This is a genomic window from Bacillus gaemokensis (genome assembly GCF_001590835.1).
GTDB lineage: Bacteria > Bacillota > Bacilli > Bacillales > Bacillaceae_G > Bacillus_A > Bacillus_A gaemokensis.
In genome coordinates this window covers 15,366-37,126 of the sequence record NZ_LTAQ01000002.1, presented here as the reverse complement: position 1 = coordinate 37,126, position 21,761 = coordinate 15,366, and the positions used below count along the sequence as shown (strand labels likewise).

Here is a 21,761-nt window from a genome sequence, read left to right as displayed (position 1 = left end):
GGAGAATCACATATGAATAACCCAGTCGTACTAGATTCGAAAACAGAATTGAATGAACAAACAGCGCAAGACGTTCGCTTGCAATTGAGACAAGATGCTGAAGTGCAACGCATTTATAACGGAGTGGATATTAAAGACCAATTAGAATTAATCGAGCTTGGAAAAGAACCATCTATGGAAATTTCTCGGTTTGCAGATCAAATTTTACATACGATGTCTTTATCTAAGATAGAGGATTCTGGTGAATTACTCAAACAACTTGGTAAAATTATGGACAGATTTGATAGTAAAGATTTCGCGGAAGAGAAAAGTGGATTTTTCTCTCGCATGTTCAAAAAGGCAGATAAAATGATTGAGCAAATCTTTAGTAAGTATCAAACGATGGGCCGCGAAATGGATAAAGTGTACGTGGAAATTACGAAATACCAAGACGAAATGAAAAAATCAATTGGTACGTTAGATGGGTTGTATGAACAAAACTTAAAATATTATTTAGACTTAGAGAAGTATGTAGTAGCAGGAGAAATGTTATTGGAACGTTTAAACACAGAGTTAGTTCCAATGTATGAAGAGCGTGTACGTAATAATGATCAATTAGCAGGTATTGAATTAGAATCTTTAAGAAACTCCGTCGAAATTTTAGAACAACGCATTGATGATTTAGAGAAGGCGCGTATGGTGGCCCTATTAACGGCACCACAAATCCGTATGATTCAACGCGGTAATAACAAATTGATTGGTAAAATTAATACAGCGTTTATTACAACGATTCCTATTTTTAAAAATGGAATTATTCAAGCTGTAAATGCGAAGCGTCAAAAGCTTGTTGCAGACTCTATGGCTGAGCTTGATCGTCGCACAAATGAACTTCTTAAGAAAAATGCACAAAATATTGCAACGCAAAGTGTGGAAGTAGCAAGATTATCTGGTTCTTCTAGTATTAAGATGGAGACACTTGAAGAAACATGGAATATTATTTCAAGAGGTATGCAAGAAACACAACAAATTGAAGAACAAAACAAACGTGAACGTGAAGAAAGCCGTAAGCGTATGGCAGAACTGACAGAGAATATAAAGAAAGAGTTGCAAGGATAATATAAAAGGCAGTGAGGGAATCCCTCATTGCCTTTTAATTTTTCTTGAATAGTTTTATGACCTCATTAACGATAAGTGGAATGATACTTAATAAGAGGACAAATCCCCAATCTTTCATTGTTAAAGCATGCACGCCAAATATATTTGCAAGAGGTGGTATAGAGATAATGGAAACTTGCATAAGAACGCCGATAAGAAGTGAAAAAACTAAATATTTATTTGTAAATAGCCCAATTGAAAAAATTGATTTCGTACTTGATCGTAAGTTAAATGAATGCACAAGTTGTGAGAAACTAAGCACAACAAATGCCATTGTTTGGGCATGTAATAAAGCATCGTCATCAATTTGTGACGGGAAGAGTGGGAAGATATGTGTATCCCCTGTATAGAGTTTAGCTCCCACAATAAAGGCGCTTAAAGTGATGAGTCCAATTACAGTCCCGTTTAGGATAAGAAAAGGAACGCTGCCGCTAAATAAGTTTTCTTTCGTATGACGTGGCTTTTCTTTCATAACATCAGGGTCTTCTGGATCGACGCCAAGTGATAAAGCTGGAAGTGTATCTGTAATTAAATTCACCCACAAAATATGAATTGGGCGAAGCGGTGTAGCCCAGCCAAGTAGAATAGCTAAAAAGAGTGTAATAATTTCTCCAAAGTTACAAGAGAGCAAGAAAAGAATCGATTTTTTAATGTTACGATAAATATTTCTTCCTTCCTCAACAGCTTTAACAATGGATGAGAAGTTATCATCTGTTAAAACCATATCGGCGGCCCCTTTAGCTACATCTGTTCCTGTAATTCCCATTGCAACTCCAATATCCGCTTGTTTTAAAGATGGAGCATCATTTACACCATCTCCAGTCATTGAAACGATATTTCCTTTTGCCCGCAATGCTTTAACAATTTTCACTTTATGTTCTGGAGAAACACGGGCAAAGACGTTTAAATGGTTGATTTCATTTGCTAGCTTATCATCGGAAATACGGTCCAACTCAGTTCCAATCATGACTTCGGACTCTTTCTCAGCGATACCAAGTTCCTTAGCGATAGCAAAAGCGGTATCTCTATGATCTCCGGTAATCATAACGGTGCGAATACCGGCTTTTTTACACTCTGTAATAGATGTTTTTACTTCTGTTCGTGGTGGGTCAATCATGCCAACAAGTCCAATGAATATAAGGTTTTCTTCTACATGGTCAATACAAATCTGTTGTGTATCATATTGTTTGAAAGCGAATGATAGTACCCGCAAGGCTTTTTGTGACATCATTTGAGCTGCTTCTAATATGTGTTTTTTATCTGATTCTGTTAAGACTTTCGTTGTACCATTTATAAAAATATAAGTACAACGAGGTAAGAGTTTATCAATAGCTCCCTTTGTCATACTATAATACCCCTGGTCGTATTCATGCAGTGTTGACATCATTTTACGATTGGAATCAAAGGGTAATTCATTCAGGCGTCTATGTTCATCTTCTAAAGTATTTTTTTGAAGGTTAAAGGCGTTTCCGGCAACAAGAAGTGCAATTTCTGTTGGATCACCGGTTTGTGATTCATCACTGTAAGATGCATCATTACATAAAACCATATTTTCTAATAATAAGCGCTGGGCCTCATTATTCCCGTTCAAGTTTTCTAATTTATCATATGTGTGATCACAATAGAAATGAGTAGCGGTCATTTTATTTTGTGTTAATGTCCCCGTTTTATCTGAACAAATAATCGTAACAGAACCGAGTGCTTCAACAGCCGGGAGCTTACGAATGATGACGTTTTGTTTAATCATACGCTGAACGCCAATTGCGAGAACAATAGAAACGATAGCTGGTAAGCCTTCTGGAATTGCTGCAACAGCTAAGCTAATGGCTGTCATAAACATCTCTAATGAGTCTCGGCCCTGGAAAAATCCAATAAAGAACATAATAATGCAAATTGCTATAGCTATAAATCCTAAATATTTCCCTACTTGTGCTAGGCTTTTTTGAAGTGGTGTTGTATCATCGTCAGCTTCATGTAAAAGAGTAGCGATTCTTCCAATTTGTGATTCCATTCCTGTTTCAACAGCAACACCGACTCCGCGCCCGTATGTCACAAGCGTTGACATAAAGGCCATATTTTTTTGATCACCTAGTGGTATTTGTTCGTCAGGTTGTATAGAAGGATGGTACAGCGCATCTTTATCAACAGGAACAGATTCGCCTGTTAAAGCAGACTCTTCAATTTTTAAATTTACGGTTTCAATAAGCCGTAAGTCGCATGGAATATAGCGACCGGCATCAAGCATAATAATATCTCCTGGGACGACATTTTCTGATGGGATTTCTTTTAATTCACCATTCCGTTTTACAATTGCTTTTGGCGATGCCATCTTTTTTAATGCTTCTAAAGCTTGTTCTGCTTTTGATTCTTGAATGATACCAATTACAGCATTTAAAACAACGACGAGTGCAATAATGCTTGCATCAGCCCATTCACCTACGAAGGCGGAAATAAATGCAGCAATTAAAAGGACGTAGACGAGGACATCGTTGATTTGGGAAAAAATACGTTGCCATAAGGTACGCTTTTGTTTCGTAGCCAATTCGTTTCGGCCATACTGATTTAACCGATTTTGTACCATTTCATCTGTTAAGCCATGCTGTTCATTTGTTTCAAGTTCAAGTATGGTTTGATTTTTTGTCTTACTGTACCAATTGCTCATATAAGCACCTCCAGTAAAAACAGTTAGCAATGGTAGTGTGGCAATTTGTTATGGGTAGTATGTAAGAAGATGTAATCTAGGATGAGGTTCTCCTTTTATTGTACAGTATTTTGAAAAAGGTAGAAGAAAAGTGAAGGGTTGTCATGAATTTGTTGGAATTTAAAAAAGCCTCGAGAAGAGGCTTTTTGTTATTTTTTTATTAATGTACCTAATTCTTCTGTAATAGCTTGCATCTCACTAATACTGAATGTTTCACGCTTCATTACATGGTCATAAATATCACGTAAATCCTCGTACATTTCTTGGTTAAAACTAGCAGCTCTCATTGCTCCAGCGTTTACCATTCGTAATTTCTCTTTAATGGCTTCTACCATATGTTCAACATTTTCTTGCGACTTTACGGATAAATCCACCGAAGTGTCCCCCTTTAAAATAACATAAGAATATCTTAACATTTTTTATCATTTTCGTTAACGGAACTTTTCAATCCAATTAAATTAGTAGGGATTTCCTTTATAATTAATAATTGGTTGTTTATACTATATGTATATATAAGAAATGCACCGAGAAAGGAAGAAACAAATATGGTTCAAGTATTGTTTGTTTGTCTTGGGAACATTTGTCGATCTCCAATGGCAGAAGCGATTTTTCGTGATCTCGTAATACAAGAGGGATTAGAAGATAAAATTCAAATTGATTCTGCTGGAACAGGAGATTGGCATATTGGTCATCCACCTCATGAAGGAACGCAAAAAATTTTAAAAGAAAATGAAGTCTCCTTTGAAGGAATTAAAGCACGTCAAGTAGAAAAAGAAGACTTAACAAAGTTTGATTATATTATTGCCATGGACAACAAGAATATAGCAGATTTAGAAGGTTTAGGTAAAGCTGGAGGCTATATTGGTAGACTGTCCGATTTTGTTCCAGACGGTGGCTGGGCAGATGTTCCTGATCCTTATTTTACAGGGAACTTTCAAGAAGTTTATGACCTTGTAACAGAAGGGTGTGCAAAGTTATTAGCATTCATTCGAAATGAACAAGGAATATGAGAAAGCTTAGAAAGAGATACTTTCTAACATAAGAAATGAAAGGGTGAAGGAATATGGCAAAGAAGAATAATATAGCTCGAAATATTGCGCTTGGAGTAGCGGCAGGTGTAGCTGTTTCCATGCTTAAGAAAGAGAATCGTGAGAAAGTGAAAAATACGGCTGAAAAAGCAAAAACAAAAATGATTGAAATTGGTGAAAATGCCAAAATAAAAGAGAAAGTGCAAACTGTTACAGATAAAGGACGTGAACTTGCGGATTTTAATGTGGTAAAGGCTAAGGTAGCGGAAATCAAGAAGCTAACACCAGCTGTTGTTGAAACATTAAAGGAAACGAGAGAAATTTTTAGTAAGAAAAAGCTTCATCCAGTGGAAAAGCCAGAGACAATTGAAATTCAAGCTGCGCCTCTAAAAGCAGAAGAATTAAAAGCGGAAGATGAGCCGGTAGTAGCTGAAGATGGTGGTATGAAAGAAGCGCGTGAATTATTTATGAAAGACTCTAATGCGGAAGAAAAAAAAACGGAAGCATACATTGAGTTAAAGCAAGATAAAGAAGCGAAGAAAAGCGTTTAGAGAAATATGAAAAAAATTCTAGAGAAAGCAAGGAGAAATCGTGTCTATTCGTTTGGGAAAGATTTATATGACCGAACGATGCGAGATGACGTAGCGGGCTTAGCGGCACAGCTCGCTTATTTCTTCTTGCTTGCCATTTTTCCTGGGCTTGTTTTTTTAATTACGCTTCTTGGATTTATTCCTATCCATACAGAGGATGTGCTGAGTTTATTAAAAGATTATATACCTGAAGATGCAATGAACTTAATTAAAGTGAATGTAGATAAAGTTGTAAATGAACAAAATGGTGGTTTACTATCCTTTGGTTTATTATCGATGCTATGGTTTGCTTCAAACGGTGTAAACGCAGTTATGAATGCCTTTAATCGTGCTTATGATGTAAAAGAAACACGCTCTTTCATTACAACGAGGGCGTTATCTATTTTGTTCACGCTAGCAATGATTTTTATGATTGTCTTTGCATTAATTGTTCCTGTGTTTGGACAAGTAATTGGAGCAGCTGTTTTTAAAGCACTTGGTTTATCGGAGAGTTTTTCTCTCGTGTGGAGTATTACGCGATTAGTGGCCAGTTTCTTAGTGTTATTTGCTCTATTCAGTTTTTTATATACATTTGCACCTGATCGAAAGTTGAAAAGAAGAGAAGTAGTATCAGGAGCATTATTTGCAACGGTTGGATGGATTGTGGTATCGTACTCATTTGCATATTATGTAGATAAGTTTGCTAATTATGCCAATACATATGGTGGTCTTGGTGGTATCATTATTTTAATGTTATGGTTCTATTTAACAGCCTGGGTTATTTTACTGGGCGGAGAAATTAATGGGTTACTACATTTTTATCGAACAAGTGACAATAATTCCCGTAATGAAAAATGATTTTCTGTTCCATAATAAAGAGGAACAGGGGGGATTAAATATGAGTAATAACAAAAAAAATCACAACAATAAAAGTCAAGGTAAACAAAAAAGTAGCTCGCATCCAAAACATAAAACGAGCAGCAGTGCGAATGGACATAATAGCTACCATTAAAAGCGCAAGCCGCTGGAGCTGGATATTAAAAAAACGGGTTCCCACTGGGGACCCGTTTAATTATTTCCTTTTAGTAATCGTAAGCCGTTTAAAATAACAAGGATTGTACTTCCTTCATGACCAATAACGCCGAATGGAAGAGCTAAAAATTGTAAGAAGTTAGAGCAAATAAGCATCGTAATTACTGCTAGAGAAAAGATAACATTTTGTTTTACGATACGATTCATACGTTTCGATAAACGAATTGCTTGAGCGAGGCGAGAAAGCTCATTTTTCATTAGAACGACATCTGCTGTTTCTAAGGCAACATCTGTTCCTTCTCCCATGGCAACGCCAATGCTAGCTGTAGCGAGTGCGGGGGCATCATTAATACCATCACCGACCATGGCAACTGTACCATACTTTGCTTTTAATTGTTTTACCGTTTCAACCTTCGTTTCTGGTAGGCATGAAGCATAATATTCTTTTATGTTGCTTTCGGCCGCGATTGCTTTTGCTGTTTGTTCGTTATCACCAGTAATCATAATGGCTTCAACACCTATACTTTGTAAATCACGAATAGCAGCAATCGTTTCTTGGCGTAAAGTATCTTTTAAAGCGATAAGTCCAAGAATTCCTTTGTTATCACTAATATAGACAACGGTTTTTCCTTCTTGTTCGAGTATAGTGGCGATGCCGTTATGAAAGCCCGCTGTCTCTTCACCGATAAAATCAGCTTTACCGATTTTATAAGCTGTATTTTCTAAAATCCCTCTTAAGCCAAAACCAGTTACGTCTTCTACATTTTCTGGTTTTGATAATGTAATGTCATATGCGTGTTTTGCATATTTAACAATTGCTTCTGCTAGAGGATGTGTAGAATGGCTTTCAATAGACGCGGTAATATAGAGTACCTCTTTTTCTGTTATTCCTTCTCGCATATATACATCTGTTACAGTAGGTTTTCCTTGTGTTAATGTACCTGTTTTATCAAAGGCAATTGCTTTTACAGAGGCAAGCCGTTCTAAATGAATACCACCTTTAAATAAAATCCCATTTCTTGCGCCATTAGAAATAGCAGATAACGTTGCTGGTGTAATCGCTGCAACGAGTGCACAAGGAGAAGCGACTACAAGTAAAATCATCGCGCGATAAAATGTTTCATTCCAACTCCAATCTAATAGAAAGTGAGGGACAAACATCATTAGAGCAACAACAATAAGTACACCTTTTACATATGTTCCTTCAAATTTTTCAATAAAAAGTTGTGATGGCGACTTTTCACTCTGCGCATTTTGAACGAGACGAATGATTTTTTGAAACAATGTTTGATCACTGCGTTTTGTAATTTTAACTTCAATGGCACCTCGTAAGTTTACAGTTCCAGCAAATACTTCATCGCCAAATTTTTTTTCATTTGGAATCGGTTCACCTGTAATAGCTGCTTCATCAATATTTGTTTCGCCTTTAGAAATGGTACCATCGGCAGGAACGCGTTCACCTGGTCTAATCAAAATGATGTCATCAATTTGTAACTGACCTACTGGAATACGCTTTTCTATTCCGTTTGTAATACGTAACGCTTCTTCAGGTTGTAAATCAAGGAGTGCAGAAATTTCTTTTTGACTTTTGTTTAATGTATAGGACTCCATTGCTCCACTTAGCGCGAAGATAAATATTAAGATGGCACCTTCTACCCAGTAGCCAATAATAGCAGCGCCGATAGCAGCAAAAAGCATCAGCATTTCTACATTTAATTCCTTCTCTTCAATTGTATCTTCAATACCTTCTTTGGCTTTTGCATATCCTCCAACTATATATGCGAGGATGTATAAAATAACTCCAGTAGTTGCTGCTTCGCTGTTTGTTAATAACCAACCAGCTAAAATAAAAATACCAGATAAGGTGGCGAAAATAAGTTCATAGTGTTTTTTGAATGTTTGAATCCAAGATGAATTAGGCATATTCTTTTTTGATGGTAATGTTTTTACTTCTGAGTTCATTGTTACTCGCTCCTTCCAATTTCTTATTGAGAAAAATAATCAAAATCGAAACCCCTATAAAACGACGAAAGCTGCCATCCATACGGATAGCAGCATTTCTAATGAGAATCATTTTTAACAGTTATTATCTTGTAATTATTCTATATTGTATCATATGTTTTCATTTGAGGATATGTTTTTGCTTAGATGAAAAATTGAAAAACTTGTTTTTTCGTCTCTCCTTTGATATATATGAGTATTGTTCGTAAAAAGGTCGGAAAGGAAGACATCAAGTGAAGACAGAGAAATTTTTTACTCATCCGATTGGCGTATTTATTGCTGCATTGGCAGCAACATTTTTATGGGGGAGCGCATTTCCATTTATTAAATTAAGTTATGCTGAACTTGGAATTCAGCCACATGAAGTTGGCGAGCAAATATTATTTGCGGGTTATCGCTTTTTCTTATCGGGAGTGATGTTATTATTCTTTTTTAAAGCACTCGGAAAGGATATGCATTTCAAAAAAGAAACAGGGAAACAATTGGTTCAAATTGGTTTATTCCAAACATTTCTACAATATGTATGCTTTTATATTGGTATGAGTTATAGTTCAGGAATTGAAGGTGCGATTATTTCAGGTACCTCATCTTTTTTCCAAATTTTAATTGCGCATTTTCTGTATAAAGATGATGCGTTAAATATAAGAAAAATAATTGGAGTTTCCATTGGTTTTTGTGGTGTGATTTTAGTAAATATCCCAAGTGATGGAAGTTTGGCATTTCATTTTGGAATTGGTGAATTATTACTTCTTGGTGCTGCAATGATGTATTCGTATGGAAACATATTAGCGAAAGAAGGAAGTAAAACACTGGATGTCGGATATATGACAGCGTACCAAATGATTTTTGGATCGGTTGGTTTATTATGTATTGGCATTTTTCAAGTCGGTTTTATGCCGTTTATATTTAGTACGAAGGCATTGCTTATGCTGATATATTTATCTCTCCTATCGGCGGCTGGATTCTGTATATGGAATACAGTTATGAAATATAACAAGGTAGGGAAAGTATCAATGTATATGTTCTTTATACCAGTGTTTGGTGTGTTGTTATCAAGGATGATTTTAGGAGAAGCGATACATTCATTTGTTTTATTTGGTTTAGCGTGCGTTGCGGCAGGGATTATTGTAGTAAATCGAAAAACTACTGCAACGAAAAGTGATGGAAAAAAACAAGCAGCATAGAGGAAGAGAGTACTTTCCTTTTTAGTAGAGAAGAAGAGCAGAAGTGCTCTTTTTTTCTATTAGAAATCCTATATGGTAAAACAGGAAAAAAGATGTTATATCACGAAAAAGGATAAAGTGAAACTTTTATTTGCAAGATAGTACTTTGAGATAGGTAACATATATATTATTCATTGAGGAGAGCATGTTATGAATGAAATTTATACTTTATTAATTGGACAAATTATCGTATTTATTGCAGGTGGCGTTTATGCAATCGCAAAGACCGAGAGAACGCGAGAAAATAGTCCATTACCATTAGTAATTCGCCTCATTCTTAGTTTTTCTTTAACTGGTGGCGCAATTTGGATATGGTTACAGGATCCATCTGTAGAGTATCAACAGTGGGTTGCGATTGGTATGACTTTATCTACGCTTGGTGATTTATTTATGGCAGGGCTTATTCCGTTTGGCCATCGATTAATTGGTGGTATGATTGCGTTTGCCATTGCACATTGTTTTTATGTAACAGCATTTTTACAAACAGGTATTTCATGGAACGGATTTTTGATTGGTTTAGTAGTGTATGGTTTGTTTTTAATCATTGGTTGGTTCTTTTTTATTCGGAATCCAAAACAAGATAAATTATTCTCTGTAGGTGCACTGATTTATGGTTTATGGGTTGGAGGAATGGCATGCTTTGCATTTGCATTATATTATGCAAATTACGGAACGTGGTGGATACCGGCAATTGGGGGATTGTTATTTGTTATTTCTGATTTCATTATTGGTGTCACGGATATCGGTGGTCGTAAAGTAAAGTATGATCCACTTTGGATTTGGCTAACATATGTTGCTGCACAAATGTGCATTATTTACGCTGGAATATAAAAAATGAAGAACTGCTTGTAAGAGCAGTTCTTTTCTATAGAGAAATGATATGGACAATTAACAGACAATATAGAATTTATTTACAAAGAAGATTTATAATAGAGGGATGAGGGAGAAAGGGGAAATGGATGAAAAAGAAAAAATATTTTCGTGAATTTTTTGAAATACTGGCCATTGCATGCTTGTTGTTTTTTTTAATAAAGATCTTTGTGTTTTTTTCAACAACTGTACAGGGAGCATCTATGAGACCGACATTACAGGACGGAGATAAAGTGATTATTAATAAGTTAGCAAAGAGATTTGAGAGTTATACGCGAGAAGATATTATTGTAGTAAAGACTGATAATTTCTATGTGAAGAGAATCATTGGGGTATCAGGAGATGTAATTGAGATGAAAAATGATCAATTATATGTCAATCATCAAGTGCAAAATGAACCTTACTTAGAAAAAAATAAAAAACAAGCAAAGCAACTTCTTATTAATTTAACAGAAGATTTTGGCCCTATTACTATACCTAAAAATAAAATTTTTGTTATGGGTGATAATCGTCTAGTAAGTAGAGATAGTCGTAATGGTTTAGGACTTATTGATAAAACAGATGTATTAGGAAAACTTACTGCAATCTATTATCCGTTTAATCATATAAAAATTGTAAATTAGAAAGAAGGAAGGTCATGGAAGATATTTCTTGGCGTATTCTAATAGGAGCTGGTCGAGGCGCTGTGGGTATGATAAAGTTTGCTGGAGATTTTTTATTAGATGAAGTAGTCGAGCAAGCTTTTGAAAAGTTAGCTGAGGGAGAAGAACGGAAAAAGAAAAGGATACAGCGACATGTGGAAAAACTGAAGGGGTATACGTGGTTTAAAACTTTATACGAAGATAAACGATGTCAGGAAGTTATACTTTGTAATCAAGTGTATAAAAATTTATTAAGTAAGCGTAGGTATATACATAGGTTAATTTATAAAGAAGAAGAGAGAAAGAAATTTATACAGCGTGTAAATTCATGACAAGATGAGGGAAAGGGTGAAACCTCGAGGAGTCTATGAAAAAAGGAAACATCTAGCCTTCAATCATACAATGAAGAACTTTAAGTTAACTACCATTTAGATGTGTGTAAACGGATATAAAAAAGCGCAGGTAGCCTATCACTTGGCTAATCGAATTTAGTTAGAGCAGCGAAAGAAGCGTGCCGAACAAGATTAGAATATGAAAGAACATATGATTTAGATTCATGTCCCCTATCCTGAATTGGGGTATCCTCTTATGACTAAATTACTAAAAGAGAATGAATATACAGCTAATCATAAAAATGTATATCGTCTGCTGAAAGAGTTTCAGATTTAGTCTGTCATTCGAAAGAAAAGCAAACGTTCTAAGTCAGAAAATGCTGAATGATATCACTCATGTTTCTAATGGTACGCGTTTTTATTATCTATTTGTAATTCGAAATTGATTTAATAGGGAAATTTCAGTATGGAAATATCAAATGAAAAGGATATTCAACCTGTATTAGACACCGTGTCATAATGGACAAATAAAAAAGATGTAGCTAAAGCAGTTTGCCATCTGGATCAAGGCTTTCAGTATACGTCTCAAGCAATACAACAAGCGATTAGAAGCATATGGCCGTAAAAAACAGCCACGCTCACCGAGGAAACTGCCTAGATAACACCTGTATGGAATCCTTCTTCTCGCATTTCAAAAAAGAAAAATTATATTTATACCAGTGTAAATCAAAAATTGAGTTAAGATCAGTGTGCCCTAATTGGTTGTCAAAGCGCGCCAGCTACATAATTTTTTATATTGTCCACTTAACAGTGATAAGACAATACCCAAGATGCTAAACAGCATTTTTATCTATAAGCCAAAACTTCAAAAAATGTTATTGTTTGGAGTGTATTATTCGTCTTTTTTAAATTGCTCACATTTCAGTTCTAATTCATCTAACATTGCAAGAAGACGATCTATATCTTCTAATTCTACCTCTTCTGGTTCAATTGTATCGATTACTTCTACGAACATATTTAAACGTTCTTTTAAATATACTAGTTGTGAATCTTTATCATGAATTGCTTTTCCCATGAAGGCACTCTCCTTTTTATTCGAGTTACTTTTATTATACCGCAAAAATGATTGTCATGGACATGTATTTTCATCAATTTTGTCACAATGTTTCATTATATACAGATGGAAATTTAATACACTTGAATTGCTGTTATAAAAAGTTTCACTTTATAAAAAGGCCATATTCTTCTATTATAGAGGATGGACAAATTGTTATTTCAACAGTCAAAGGAGTATTTCAGATGAGTATATCACAAACAATGAAGCCGATTACTCCTTCTTACGATCCATGGGAAGCGTATATGGACCTTGAAGAGTACGGCAAATTACTATTAACAAACGTTGAATTTACAACAACAACGTTATGCAATATGCGCTGTGAGCATTGCGCCGTTGGTTATACCTTACAGCCGAAAGATCCAAATGCGCTTCCGATGGAGCTTTTATTAAAGCGATTAGATGAGATTCCTCATTTGAGATCTTTAAGTATCACTGGCGGAGAACCTATGATGTCAAAAAAATCCGTCGATAACTATGTAACACCACTCTTAAAATACGCCCATGAACGAGGCGTTCGTACTCAAATTAATTCAAATTTAACTATAGATTTAGCCCGTTATGAACAAATTATCCCTTATTTAGACGTGTTGCATATCTCACATAACTGGGGAACAATTGATGACTTCGTTGAAGGTGGATTTGCAATGATGAAGCGCAAACCTACTTATGAACAGCGTGCCAAACTATTTGAACGAATGATTACAAATAGTAAAGCTTTATCAGATGCAGGTGTTCTCGTATCAGCAGAAACAATGTTAAACAAACGTACTTTGCCACATATGGAACACATCCATCGCCAAATCGTTGAAGAAATGGGTTGTAAACGTCACGAGGTACATCCAATGTATCCAAGTGATTTTGCTAGCAACCTTGAAATTTTAACAAAAGCTGAAATTCGCAGTGCAATCGAGCATTTATTAGATATTCGTGATGAGAATGTTTGGATGTTATTTGGTACATTACCTTTCTATGCTTGTAGTAATGACGAACGTGATTTAGCTACATTAAAGAAACTACATGAGAGCAAAAACGTAACTGTTCGTAATGATCCAGATGGACGTTCTCGTTTAAATGTGAATATTTTTGATGGAAATATTATCGTAACAGACTTTGGTGATGTTCCACTTCTTGGTAACATACAAACAAACACATTGCAAGAAGCATATGACAAATGGTGCAGTTCAAAAACAGCTCAATCATTAAGCTGTCATTGCCCAGCTGTGAAATGCCTTGGACCAAATATTCTTGTCAAAAATAGTTACTATCCAACCGAAGATTTCTTAACTAAAGAAACAAATATTACACTGTAAGTAAAAACGTCAGCTAAATATGCTGACGTTTTTTCGTATCTTCCTCTTATTGTGGATGCGGTGAAGAAATAAATTTAAAAGACAAATAATCTTGAATCGGAATAGCTGCCCCAATTCCTTGCGACGTAATATTTTTAATAACCAACCTCTTCTGATTCCCTTTTAAAACAAGATACACTTCACCGAATGTAACCTTTCCTTTTTCATTTACTGCCGGTGTGTAGGCATATAAATACCCTAATTGTTTTGGGCTAACATTGTATACACGCTCTTGACTAGTACCATAACCAATTGTTGTTTTAAATGAAAGCGGGAGTTGTACTTTTTCTAAAGCCTTTAAAAGCATCATTTTTTTCACATCTTCAGCATCTTTAATATATGCTGTTAAGTTGCCCTCTATTGTTCTTTGTGATTCTTGCTTGTATCGAATTGGATATAAGCTCTCCACCCCTCGATTATCATGTGCATTCCGATTCACTTGTTTGTATTCCCAATTTATTGTTGTGTCTGTTGATTCATAATTTAAAGGCCATTGACCTAAATAAATTTTCGCCCTATATCCCACTGCAAGGGGTGCATTTGAAATAGATGTTTCATTAAACATTCGAATTAAATCTGGATTTTCAATTCGAATCGTTGATGTTTTCAATAATTTCTTTGCAAGCTCACTTGGCTGTAAACGTGGTAAATCTTGTGATTCATTTGGATACGTATTATCTTTTGAAATATTTAAAACAGATGAAGGTATTTTTACGTTTATGGTTGTCTTTGCAGAACTACTACAAGGAAATAGTATAATAAACGAGACCATAGTTGAAAGACATATGCTGTACACTCGTTTCACCTGTCTGACTCCTTCCTATCTAAAGGTGTATAAATAATTTACTATATCTAGTGTTTTCTCTACCTTGCGTTGTTATCCTAATTTTTTATAATAAGTAGAAGCCAATTCCCATAATAAAATAGGCCGCTAATAATGTGCCTCCTTCAAACCAGTTCGTATCCCCATCGTTTGAAATTGCAATTGTCAAAAAGACCGCTGTAATCATAGAAACAAGTTCTGGTATCGTAAACACGAGAGGCATTTTTACCGTAAAGAACATCGAAAGGATTACAAGCACAGGTGCAACAAACATAGCAATTTGCAAAGTAGAACCGACTGCTATTTCAACTGCAATATTAACCTTATTCTTATACGCCATAATTATAGCAGAAGCATGCTCAGCTGCATTCCCTACAATTGCAACAATGATAACCCCAATAAATAGCTCAGACCATCCAAATGATTTCGCGACCGTTTCAAATGTATGAACAAGAGCTTCTGAAACATATGCTACCGCAACTGTTGCAAGTGCTAAAATCAGCAACGCTTTTCCCTTTGTCCATTCAGGCTCTTCATCATGCTCTACTTCATCACTTTTGTGCTGATACACACCGCGATGTGTCACCAATTTGAAAAATAATGCTGCCAAATACATAATGATCATAATAATTGAAACACCGATACTTAATTGATACGTTTTTTCTATATTCATCTTCATTGAAAAAATTTCTGGAATAACAAAAGCTACCACAACAGCAAATATTAACAATGCTGAATTATGCCTTGCATCATAAACATTAAAGCTTTGTCTTTTGTACTTAAGACCTCCTACAAAAAAGGAAAGTCCTCCTACTAACAATAAGTTTCCAAGAACAGAACCGGTCAAAGAAGCGAGTACGACCTCTGTTAATCCCGCACGTAATGCAAAAATTGAAATGATAAGCTCAACCGCATTACCAAAAGTTGCATTCAATAACCCACCAATACGTGGGCCAGAAACAATTGCTAAACTTTCGGTTGCTCTTCCCATAAAACCAGCTAGCGCGATAATTGTAATGCAATATACAGCGAACATAATAGTTTGTGGCCAATGGAGCGTTTTCCCAAGAACAGAAAGAGGCACACCAGCAAGTACAAGTATTAGAAAAATTTTATTAAACATATTTTCCATCCTTCCATCGTATGTATTTCTTCTCACTATTATCATTATTCTTCTCCTAACTTGTCTCATTTCATCACAATTACGTTTAAAAAATGAAATTGAAGAAAAAGTATAGAAGATCACAAGAAATTTTCATCAGAAAAATTTTCATGATAAAGAAATTGCGAAGGAAAGAAAGGAGAAATAAAATGCACTTAAAAGAAAAAATCGCAACTATTATTCAAGGACAAAGAACAGGTGTATTAGCCACCGTCCGCAATAATAAACCACATAGCAGTTTTATGATGTTTTTTCACGAAGATTTTGTATTGTATGTCGCAACAGATCGTAATTCAAAAAAACTAACGGACATCGAGCAAAATTCCAATGTACATGTACTACTCGGACGTGAAGGAAAAAAATTAGATGAAGACTATATTGAAATCGAAGGCACAGCCTCAGTAGAAGAAGATCAAACATTAAAAAACAAATTTTGGAATAATAGCTTAAAACGCTGGTTACTCGGTGCTGAAGATCCAAACTATGTACTCATTAAAATTAATCCAAATACAATTTACTACATTGATGGTGCTGGTACGACTAAGCCTGAGTTTTTACGACTTTAAAATGAAAACAAGCCCTTTCAAAAGGGCTTGTTTGTCGAAAAATTCTCATCAAAAAAATATAAAAAAGGTGGAACTTTCTAAAGATTCTGTTATATAATAGTATCAACTTAAATAAACTGTATTAAAACAGAATGAGAGGAGAAATACAAAATGATGAAAAGAGAAGAACGGAAAAATATGATTGAATTTATTGAAAAGAAAAAGGGGATCGAGCGTGAAGAGCTTTTATTTATGACAGATGATGAAGTTGAACACATTTATAATGTGACATATTTTCTATATGAAGAAATTGCAGAATAAAATAGTAAAAATCCCACCAGTCTCACATGATTAGGTGGGATTTTTACTATTTTCATAGTTATTGTTTAACAGTAATCCAACAGAAGTCCTCTTCCTCAAGCATGTGCAGGGCATAGCCCAGATGTTAGGGAGGTGGCATTCACCAGCCTCTTTATTCCCTTCGTTATACTTGAGAATAATTTTCATGTATAATGATACGAGATTGGAGGAATTTTACTATGAGTTCATGGCTATTATTCGCATTATTATCAGCAATTGCTGCAGCTCTCGTATCTATATTTGGAAAAATTGGTTTGGATGGAATTGATGCAAATGTTGCAACAACCGTTCGTTCTATCATTATGGCCTTATTTATGATTGGAGTTATTATGATACAAGGGAAATTTCAAAGTATTGGTGATGTCCTTTTAAATAAAAAAGCACTACTATTCATCACTTTAAGTGGTGTTGCAGGTGCTTCATCATGGCTATTTTATTTTCTAGCCCTAAAAACAGGTAAAGTTTCACAAGTAGCACCTGTAGATAAATTAAGTGTAGTCTTTTCTATTATCCTAGCTATGATTATACTAGGAGAAAAATTAAACTTTATGACCGGAATCGGTGTTCTATGTATTACAGCAGGAGTTCTATTCATTGCTTTCAGCTAAAAACCGCTTCTGTTAGCGGTTTTTTTTCCTTTTTATGTAGAGCCATATAATCAATGCAACTATTACTGAAATAATTAAAATCCAAATTCCATAGTGATGTAAGCTATATTCTACAAACCGCCACTTCTCTCCTAATTTCCATCCAAGTCCAATAAAAACACTAATCCAAATGAATGCTCCACCGTATGCATATAAACAGAATCGCCATACCGTTAAATTTGACATTCCGGCAAAATACGCAGTTAAATGGCGCACTCCTGGTATAAAATATCCAATCGTTAACAAAAACGGACCGTATTTTTCAAATAAAACATGTGTTTTTTCGATTTGTTTTTCTTTAATACGAATCTTTGGACCGTACTTTTTTAATACAGGTAGCCCCAATTTTAGACCAAGTAAGTAACTTAATGTAATTCCTAACATCGCACCTGCCATTCCACTAAAAAAAGCAGCTGGTCCTGACATAATTCCTTTCGAAACATTATAACCAATAAATGTTAATAAAAACTCATCTGGTATCGGTAAACCCACAATTCCACCAGCTAGTGCTATAATAATTCCGAAATACCCATAATGTGCGATTAATTCACCAATATGTTGTTCCATTCGGATGACACATCCTATGCACGATCGTTATTCCATATTGTGCCCTCTCTACCTTTGAAGCAAACATGGTATACATATTCACTATACATCGTTTTTATAATGAACTCTACTCCTATTCATCTTGCCCATTTAGATAAATCTATATTTCTCTTCCAAATGATAAGAAAAATAAAACTTCACAAGCATGATTTTTTGTTACAATAAAAGAAAGTTTATTGTAGCATCGGTTTGACTCTCAAAAAAAAATGAGATACAGATTGAAAAATATATTTAAAATAATAAAATGAGTCTTCTATCCATACAAATGAATATACACCCTTACATAAAGTAAAACTTTAATCAGTAGGGGGGTCTTCATCCTCACTGATTATTAGCCTTCACCAATCGGGATTTTATGGGCAGTTGATCTCCTACCTAGCTTCTTTGCTTTCGCTGAATTTTTAGTTGGGAGTATTACTGCCCGCAAATAGCAGGATAAAATCATTTTTCCAAATTATACAGGGGGAAAAAACATGACCATAGAAAAACAATTGATTCAAAAAGTATACTATGAAACATTTTTAACTGAACAAGATTCTATTCAAGCTCCTCAAATTCTTGGTGAAGCATATGTAAATGAATCAGAAAATAAATTCGCAAATATATCTAATATTCGTTTCGCACAAGGAGAAGTTTATTATCATCATAAAGACTTTGAAGCAGCTATCTTTAAATGGGAAAAAGTAAATAATGAGCTCGCTCTATGGGCAAAAAAGAATATTGCAGACTCTTATTTTGAATTAGGGTTATTTGCAAAAGCAGAGGAACTCTATACGTCCATTCAAACGAAAGATTGTACGCTTACAATGGAGGTTTCGTTACAGCTTCTTTCTCTTTACATTGAACAAAATCGTTTAGGACTTGCTTTTAAGGTCATTAGTGAAGCAGTTTCATTTCAACCAGACTATCCAAATATTACAGCAATCGCTCGTACTTTTTATGAAAAACAACAGGATTGGAACAATGCAATTGAACTTGCTGTTCAAGAAGGAATTCGAACAAAATCATTACATTGGTTTGAAATTTTAACTGATTATGTGAATCAAGGGTTCACGAAAAATATGAAACCGAAATATTTTTATGAAGCATTAAAAATTTTATCAACAATTGACCCAATCCAATTCAAACAATTGATTTCATCGCTTTGGGATAGTTATAAACAAGAGCCTACTTACTTAGTTTGGATTCAAAACATTAATCACCTTTTTTTACATATCGAAATCGATTCGTACGATGAATGGAATGAAATCTCTACCCTTTATCAGGACACCTACTGTGAATTAATTACAGGACAATACTTGATGCACGAAATACAGGAACTGATTCCAGACTTATTAACTAACTGGTTTAGCTTAACAAAAACCGAGCAGTCTTTATTTGTTTCCGCTGCAGTATTATCATGGAATAACGTCGCACCTGCAAGTCTCGATTCATTACTTGTAAAGAGTGCCGGGGCCCTTCTTTCCAGCTCAACAATATACGATGCAATCGATTTAACAGATATTTCTAATCTCTTTGAAACGATTGTTGTATGGGCTGAAAAAAATGACGTAGATTTAGGACATCCATTCACATGGCTTGTTCGAGAAATCTCTGATTTAAATATTAAACAACTCGTTGTAACAGGTACTAGCGGCAATGGTAAATCATCCTTTATTAATTCCATACTAGGTGAAAATATACTCGTTAATTCATCTGCAACTACTACTGCTTTTAAGGATAATGACCAGACAGAAATTACAGAACTCACAGATTTAACGATAAGAAAGACTTCTAACTCCAATGATTTTTACGAAATGATGGCTATGCCTTCAAAATCAGAATTAGAAAGAAAGTGTATTGAATTTAAACTACCATGTAGGTTTTTACGGAAAAATAAATTCTCATTCATTGCCATACCAAGATTAAACGAAGGCACTGATAAGAACGACGCAGCTTTTGATTACTTACATGCAGCAGATGGTCTTGTATATGTACTAAGCGCTACTTCACCGTTACCAGATGAAGAACTAAACGCATTGCTATATATGCGCGAACAAGTACCAAATCTACAGGTTCATTTTGTTTTAAATAAAATCGATACCATTGTCAGCGATGAAGCTGCAAATAGATTAATAAATGAAACTCAATCTAACATACGTATACATTTTCCAACTGCCAGAGTATTCCCTTACTCTTCTTTAAATGAGAGCAGTCAACAACTGAGTGATTTAACCGAATCTATTATCTCAAACTTTACTAATAGAGATATAAAGAAAGAACGTATGTTAAAACTAATATGGTTCATTCAAAAAACCATCACATATCTTCTAAACGAACGTGTGGAATTAGAAAATACATTGGTAAAATCGGTAAGATGGAATAAACACATTTTAGTGAAATTAAATGGTTTCATTAATAATCTTACTGCTATTGAAAAAGATAAAACACGATCTATCACAGATTCCTATCGTTTAACAAAAGAAGAAATTATACATGATTTTCATGAGCAAATTCCTGAATTATTACGGAATTGTTCTGATTTAGTTCAAGAAGATAGTGACTTTAAACTCGTTCACGAAGAATTAAATTCAGCAATGAACGAAAGAATTCAAACTTACTTACAACAAATGATCGTACCTAAGTTTACTCATTCTATTCAAGAATGGATCGAGACTGCACATAATGAATTTATTCAAAGTCAGTCCTACCTAGATGAAATGAGTGAAACATTTAATAATTTATACGAGGAAGAACGCATGAAATTACCATGCGATTTCCAATTACTTGATGATTGGCGCCGAGATGTTGCAAGAATGACAAACCGTATCAAGGTTGATGAAGTAAACATTCTACTACGCTCTACTCCAACACAATTTTTCTTAAAAAGTGCTGGGAAATTATTCGGTAACATGCAAAAAAATCAATCTATGCTCTACAACAAATATAAGCACTATATCGAGACCGAAGACTATACAGATGTAACAAATACTATTTCAAAACAATTCTTCCTTCAATTTGAACTATTTGAAAGTGCTTTAGAGCGTGATATTATGATGTTCTTCAAAGAACCTCTTAGCATATTAAAACAGACTGTAGAGAACGCGCATCTTGAAATAAGTACAGATGAAGCTACATTAACGAAATTGAGAACAAACCCAGAGACCTACCACGATCCTTTAACGTTCTTTAAATTACAGTTACTACAGCACAAATTCATGCTAAACATGAATCGAAAAAAAGATGGGGTCTTTTCTTCAAAAGAAGAGATCAACAAGGCACCAACAATTTAGATAAATAAAAAACAAGTAATGGTCTTCTCCCTGTCAAATAGACAGCATAAAAAATATGCAGTAATCGGTGCACGGTAATCTAGTTTAAATTAAAAACACTGATAATTATAGTAGTAGATATATCCTCGATGAATTGTCTTAATTCACTTTCTAATTTACACTAGTAGGTACAACTTTTCTGTTTTAAGATGCAAACGGAAGGATTCCACACAGACGTCCTCAAGGTTGTTTCCTTTACGAAAGTGGCTGCCTTTTATGACCATATGTGTCTAACCGCTTTCAGTATATGTCCTAGACATATACTGAAAGTCTTAATTTGAATAGAGAACGCCCTCAGCTATATATTGTT

20 protein-coding genes are annotated in these 21,761 nt (G+C 34.8%); 13 read left to right on the top strand and 7 right to left on the bottom strand.

From position 1 onward, the window contains the following. Positions 1-12: 12 nt before the first annotated feature. Positions 13-1,095 carry a toxic anion resistance protein gene (locus AZF08_RS05800; RefSeq protein ID WP_033674411.1) on the top strand — a complete coding sequence of 361 codons (1,083 nt, stop codon included), beginning with the start codon at positions 13-15 and terminating at the stop codon, positions 1,093-1,095. Between the two features lie 34 nt (positions 1,096-1,129). Here the strand turns inward: AZF08_RS05800 and AZF08_RS05795 are convergent, their stop codons facing one another. Together AZF08_RS05795 and AZF08_RS05790 are read right to left on the bottom strand one after the other, a co-directional pair. Then, the gene (locus tag AZF08_RS05795; RefSeq protein ID WP_033674410.1) at positions 1,130-3,796 is read right to left on the bottom strand and encodes a cation-translocating P-type ATPase; all 2,667 of its coding nucleotides are present in this window, start codon (positions 3,794-3,796) and stop codon (positions 1,130-1,132) included. A 188-nt stretch (positions 3,797-3,984) separates the two neighbouring features. Beyond that, entirely contained in the window at positions 3,985-4,209 is a 225-nt protein-coding gene (locus AZF08_RS05790) for a DUF1128 domain-containing protein (RefSeq protein WP_033674409.1), read from the bottom strand. Between the two features lie 171 nt (positions 4,210-4,380). Between AZF08_RS05790 and AZF08_RS05785 the strand changes: the two genes are divergently transcribed. Genes AZF08_RS05785 through AZF08_RS05775 form a run of 3 tightly spaced genes read left to right on the top strand, consistent with a single transcriptional unit; the run spans position 4,381 to position 6,290 of the window. Then, the gene (locus AZF08_RS05785; protein WP_033674408.1) at positions 4,381-4,845 is read left to right on the top strand and encodes a low molecular weight protein-tyrosine-phosphatase; all 465 of its coding nucleotides are present in this window, start codon (positions 4,381-4,383) and stop codon (positions 4,843-4,845) included. A 53-nt stretch (positions 4,846-4,898) separates the two neighbouring features. Next, positions 4,899-5,414 carry a DUF4075 domain-containing protein gene (locus AZF08_RS05780; protein ID WP_033674407.1) on the top strand — a complete coding sequence of 172 codons (516 nt, stop codon included), beginning with the start codon at positions 4,899-4,901 and terminating at the stop codon, positions 5,412-5,414. A 6-nt stretch (positions 5,415-5,420) separates the two neighbouring features. Then, complete coding sequence (locus tag AZF08_RS05775; protein ID WP_033674406.1) at positions 5,421-6,290, top strand: YihY/virulence factor BrkB family protein; 870 nt, start codon at positions 5,421-5,423, stop codon at positions 6,288-6,290. A 210-nt stretch (positions 6,291-6,500) separates the two neighbouring features. On the opposite strand, the gene AZF08_RS05770 is transcribed toward AZF08_RS05775, so the two are convergent. Beyond that, positions 6,501-8,426 carry a heavy metal translocating P-type ATPase gene (locus tag AZF08_RS05770; protein ID WP_033674405.1) on the bottom strand — a complete coding sequence of 642 codons (1,926 nt, stop codon included), beginning with the start codon at positions 8,424-8,426 and terminating at the stop codon, positions 6,501-6,503. Between the two features lie 272 nt (positions 8,427-8,698). Here AZF08_RS05770 and AZF08_RS05765 point away from each other — a divergent pair, with 272 nt between their 5' ends. The 4 genes from AZF08_RS05765 (at position 8,699) to AZF08_RS05750 (ending at position 11,531) form a co-directional block, all read left to right on the top strand. Further along, on the top strand, positions 8,699-9,649 hold the full coding sequence (locus tag AZF08_RS05765) for a DMT family transporter (protein WP_033674404.1): 951 nt from the start codon (positions 8,699-8,701) through the stop codon (positions 9,647-9,649). 189 nt (positions 9,650-9,838) lie between these two features. Further along, positions 9,839-10,519 carry a lysoplasmalogenase gene (locus AZF08_RS05760; RefSeq protein WP_033674403.1) on the top strand — a complete coding sequence of 227 codons (681 nt, stop codon included), beginning with the start codon at positions 9,839-9,841 and terminating at the stop codon, positions 10,517-10,519. A gap of 128 nt (positions 10,520-10,647) precedes the next feature. After that, positions 10,648-11,181, top strand: coding sequence for a signal peptidase I (gene lepB, locus AZF08_RS05755; RefSeq protein ID WP_033674402.1), 534 nt, complete (start codon positions 10,648-10,650; stop codon positions 11,179-11,181). Positions 11,182-11,195: 14 nt separating this feature from the next. Next, entirely contained in the window at positions 11,196-11,531 is a 336-nt protein-coding gene (locus AZF08_RS05750) for a hypothetical protein (RefSeq protein ID WP_033674401.1), read from the top strand. An 892-nt stretch (positions 11,532-12,423) separates the two neighbouring features. Here the strand turns inward: AZF08_RS05750 and AZF08_RS05745 are convergent. Next, on the bottom strand, positions 12,424-12,606 hold the full coding sequence (locus AZF08_RS05745) for an SE1561 family protein (RefSeq protein WP_033674400.1): 183 nt from the start codon (positions 12,604-12,606) through the stop codon (positions 12,424-12,426). Positions 12,607-12,830: 224 nt separating this feature from the next. On the opposite strand from AZF08_RS05745, the gene yfkAB reads away from it, so the two are divergent. After that, on the top strand, positions 12,831-13,958 hold the full coding sequence (yfkAB, locus tag AZF08_RS05740) for a radical SAM/CxCxxxxC motif protein YfkAB (protein WP_033674399.1): 1,128 nt from the start codon (positions 12,831-12,833) through the stop codon (positions 13,956-13,958). Between the two features lie 46 nt (positions 13,959-14,004). Here yfkAB and AZF08_RS05735 read toward each other — a convergent pair whose 3' ends face one another. Both AZF08_RS05735 and cax read right to left on the bottom strand, forming a co-directional pair. Then, entirely contained in the window at positions 14,005-14,802 is a 798-nt protein-coding gene (locus AZF08_RS05735) for a YfkD famly protein (protein WP_033674398.1), read from the bottom strand. A gap of 85 nt (positions 14,803-14,887) precedes the next feature. Next, a complete protein-coding gene (gene cax / locus AZF08_RS05730; protein WP_033674535.1) occupies positions 14,888-15,943 on the bottom strand; it encodes a calcium/proton exchanger in 1,056 nt (351 codons plus the stop codon). 188 nt (positions 15,944-16,131) lie between these two features. Between cax and AZF08_RS05725 the strand changes: the two genes are divergently transcribed. The 3 genes from AZF08_RS05725 (at position 16,132) to AZF08_RS05715 (ending at position 17,495) form a co-directional block, all read left to right on the top strand. Further along, the gene (locus AZF08_RS05725; protein ID WP_033674397.1) at positions 16,132-16,548 is read left to right on the top strand and encodes a pyridoxamine 5'-phosphate oxidase family protein; all 417 of its coding nucleotides are present in this window, start codon (positions 16,132-16,134) and stop codon (positions 16,546-16,548) included. A gap of 153 nt (positions 16,549-16,701) precedes the next feature. Then, positions 16,702-16,848: a BH0509 family protein gene (locus AZF08_RS05720; protein ID WP_026008701.1), complete on the top strand. Its 147-nt coding sequence runs from the start codon at positions 16,702-16,704 to the stop codon at positions 16,846-16,848. Between the two features lie 218 nt (positions 16,849-17,066). Further along, positions 17,067-17,495, top strand: coding sequence for an EamA family transporter (locus AZF08_RS05715; RefSeq protein WP_033674396.1), 429 nt, complete (start codon positions 17,067-17,069; stop codon positions 17,493-17,495). Between the two features lie 12 nt (positions 17,496-17,507). Here AZF08_RS05715 and AZF08_RS05710 read toward each other — a convergent pair whose 3' ends face one another. After that, positions 17,508-18,101 carry a DedA family protein gene (locus AZF08_RS05710; protein WP_033674395.1) on the bottom strand — a complete coding sequence of 198 codons (594 nt, stop codon included), beginning with the start codon at positions 18,099-18,101 and terminating at the stop codon, positions 17,508-17,510. 512 nt (positions 18,102-18,613) lie between these two features. Between AZF08_RS05710 and AZF08_RS05705 the strand changes: the two genes are divergently transcribed. Then, on the top strand, positions 18,614-21,412 hold the full coding sequence (locus AZF08_RS05705) for a dynamin family protein (protein ID WP_033674394.1): 2,799 nt from the start codon (positions 18,614-18,616) through the stop codon (positions 21,410-21,412). Positions 21,413-21,761 lie beyond the last annotated feature (349 nt).

Bases quoted from the DNA above. Each gene is read 5' to 3' on its own strand.
- lepB (WP_033674402.1), top strand. From the start codon at position 10,648: ATGAAAAAGAAAAAATATTTTCGTGAATTTTTTGAAATACTGGCCATT.
- AZF08_RS05760 (WP_033674403.1), top strand. From the start codon at position 9,839: ATGAATGAAATTTATACTTTATTAATTGGACAAATTATCGTATTTATT.
- AZF08_RS05710 (WP_033674395.1), bottom strand. From the start codon at position 18,101: ATGGAACAACATATTGGTGAATTAATCGCACATTATGGGTATTTCGGA.
- AZF08_RS05800 (WP_033674411.1), top strand. From the start codon at position 13: ATGAATAACCCAGTCGTACTAGATTCGAAAACAGAATTGAATGAACAA.
- AZF08_RS05795 (WP_033674410.1), bottom strand. From the start codon at position 3,796: ATGAGCAATTGGTACAGTAAGACAAAAAATCAAACCATACTTGAACTT.
- AZF08_RS05720 (WP_026008701.1), top strand. From the start codon at position 16,702: ATGAAAAGAGAAGAACGGAAAAATATGATTGAATTTATTGAAAAGAAA.
- AZF08_RS05715 (WP_033674396.1), top strand. From the start codon at position 17,067: ATGAGTTCATGGCTATTATTCGCATTATTATCAGCAATTGCTGCAGCT.
- AZF08_RS05775 (WP_033674406.1), top strand. From the start codon at position 5,421: ATGAAAAAAATTCTAGAGAAAGCAAGGAGAAATCGTGTCTATTCGTTT.
- AZF08_RS05725 (WP_033674397.1), top strand. From the start codon at position 16,132: ATGCACTTAAAAGAAAAAATCGCAACTATTATTCAAGGACAAAGAACA.
- AZF08_RS05750 (WP_033674401.1), top strand. From the start codon at position 11,196: ATGGAAGATATTTCTTGGCGTATTCTAATAGGAGCTGGTCGAGGCGCT.
- cax (WP_033674535.1), bottom strand. From the start codon at position 15,943: ATGTTTAATAAAATTTTTCTAATACTTGTACTTGCTGGTGTGCCTCTT.
- AZF08_RS05770 (WP_033674405.1), bottom strand. From the start codon at position 8,426: ATGAACTCAGAAGTAAAAACATTACCATCAAAAAAGAATATGCCTAAT.
- AZF08_RS05705 (WP_033674394.1), top strand. From the start codon at position 18,614: ATGACCATAGAAAAACAATTGATTCAAAAAGTATACTATGAAACATTT.
- AZF08_RS05785 (WP_033674408.1), top strand. From the start codon at position 4,381: ATGGTTCAAGTATTGTTTGTTTGTCTTGGGAACATTTGTCGATCTCCA.
- yfkAB (WP_033674399.1), top strand. From the start codon at position 12,831: ATGAGTATATCACAAACAATGAAGCCGATTACTCCTTCTTACGATCCA.
- AZF08_RS05780 (WP_033674407.1), top strand. From the start codon at position 4,899: ATGGCAAAGAAGAATAATATAGCTCGAAATATTGCGCTTGGAGTAGCG.
- AZF08_RS05745 (WP_033674400.1), bottom strand. From the start codon at position 12,606: ATGGGAAAAGCAATTCATGATAAAGATTCACAACTAGTATATTTAAAA.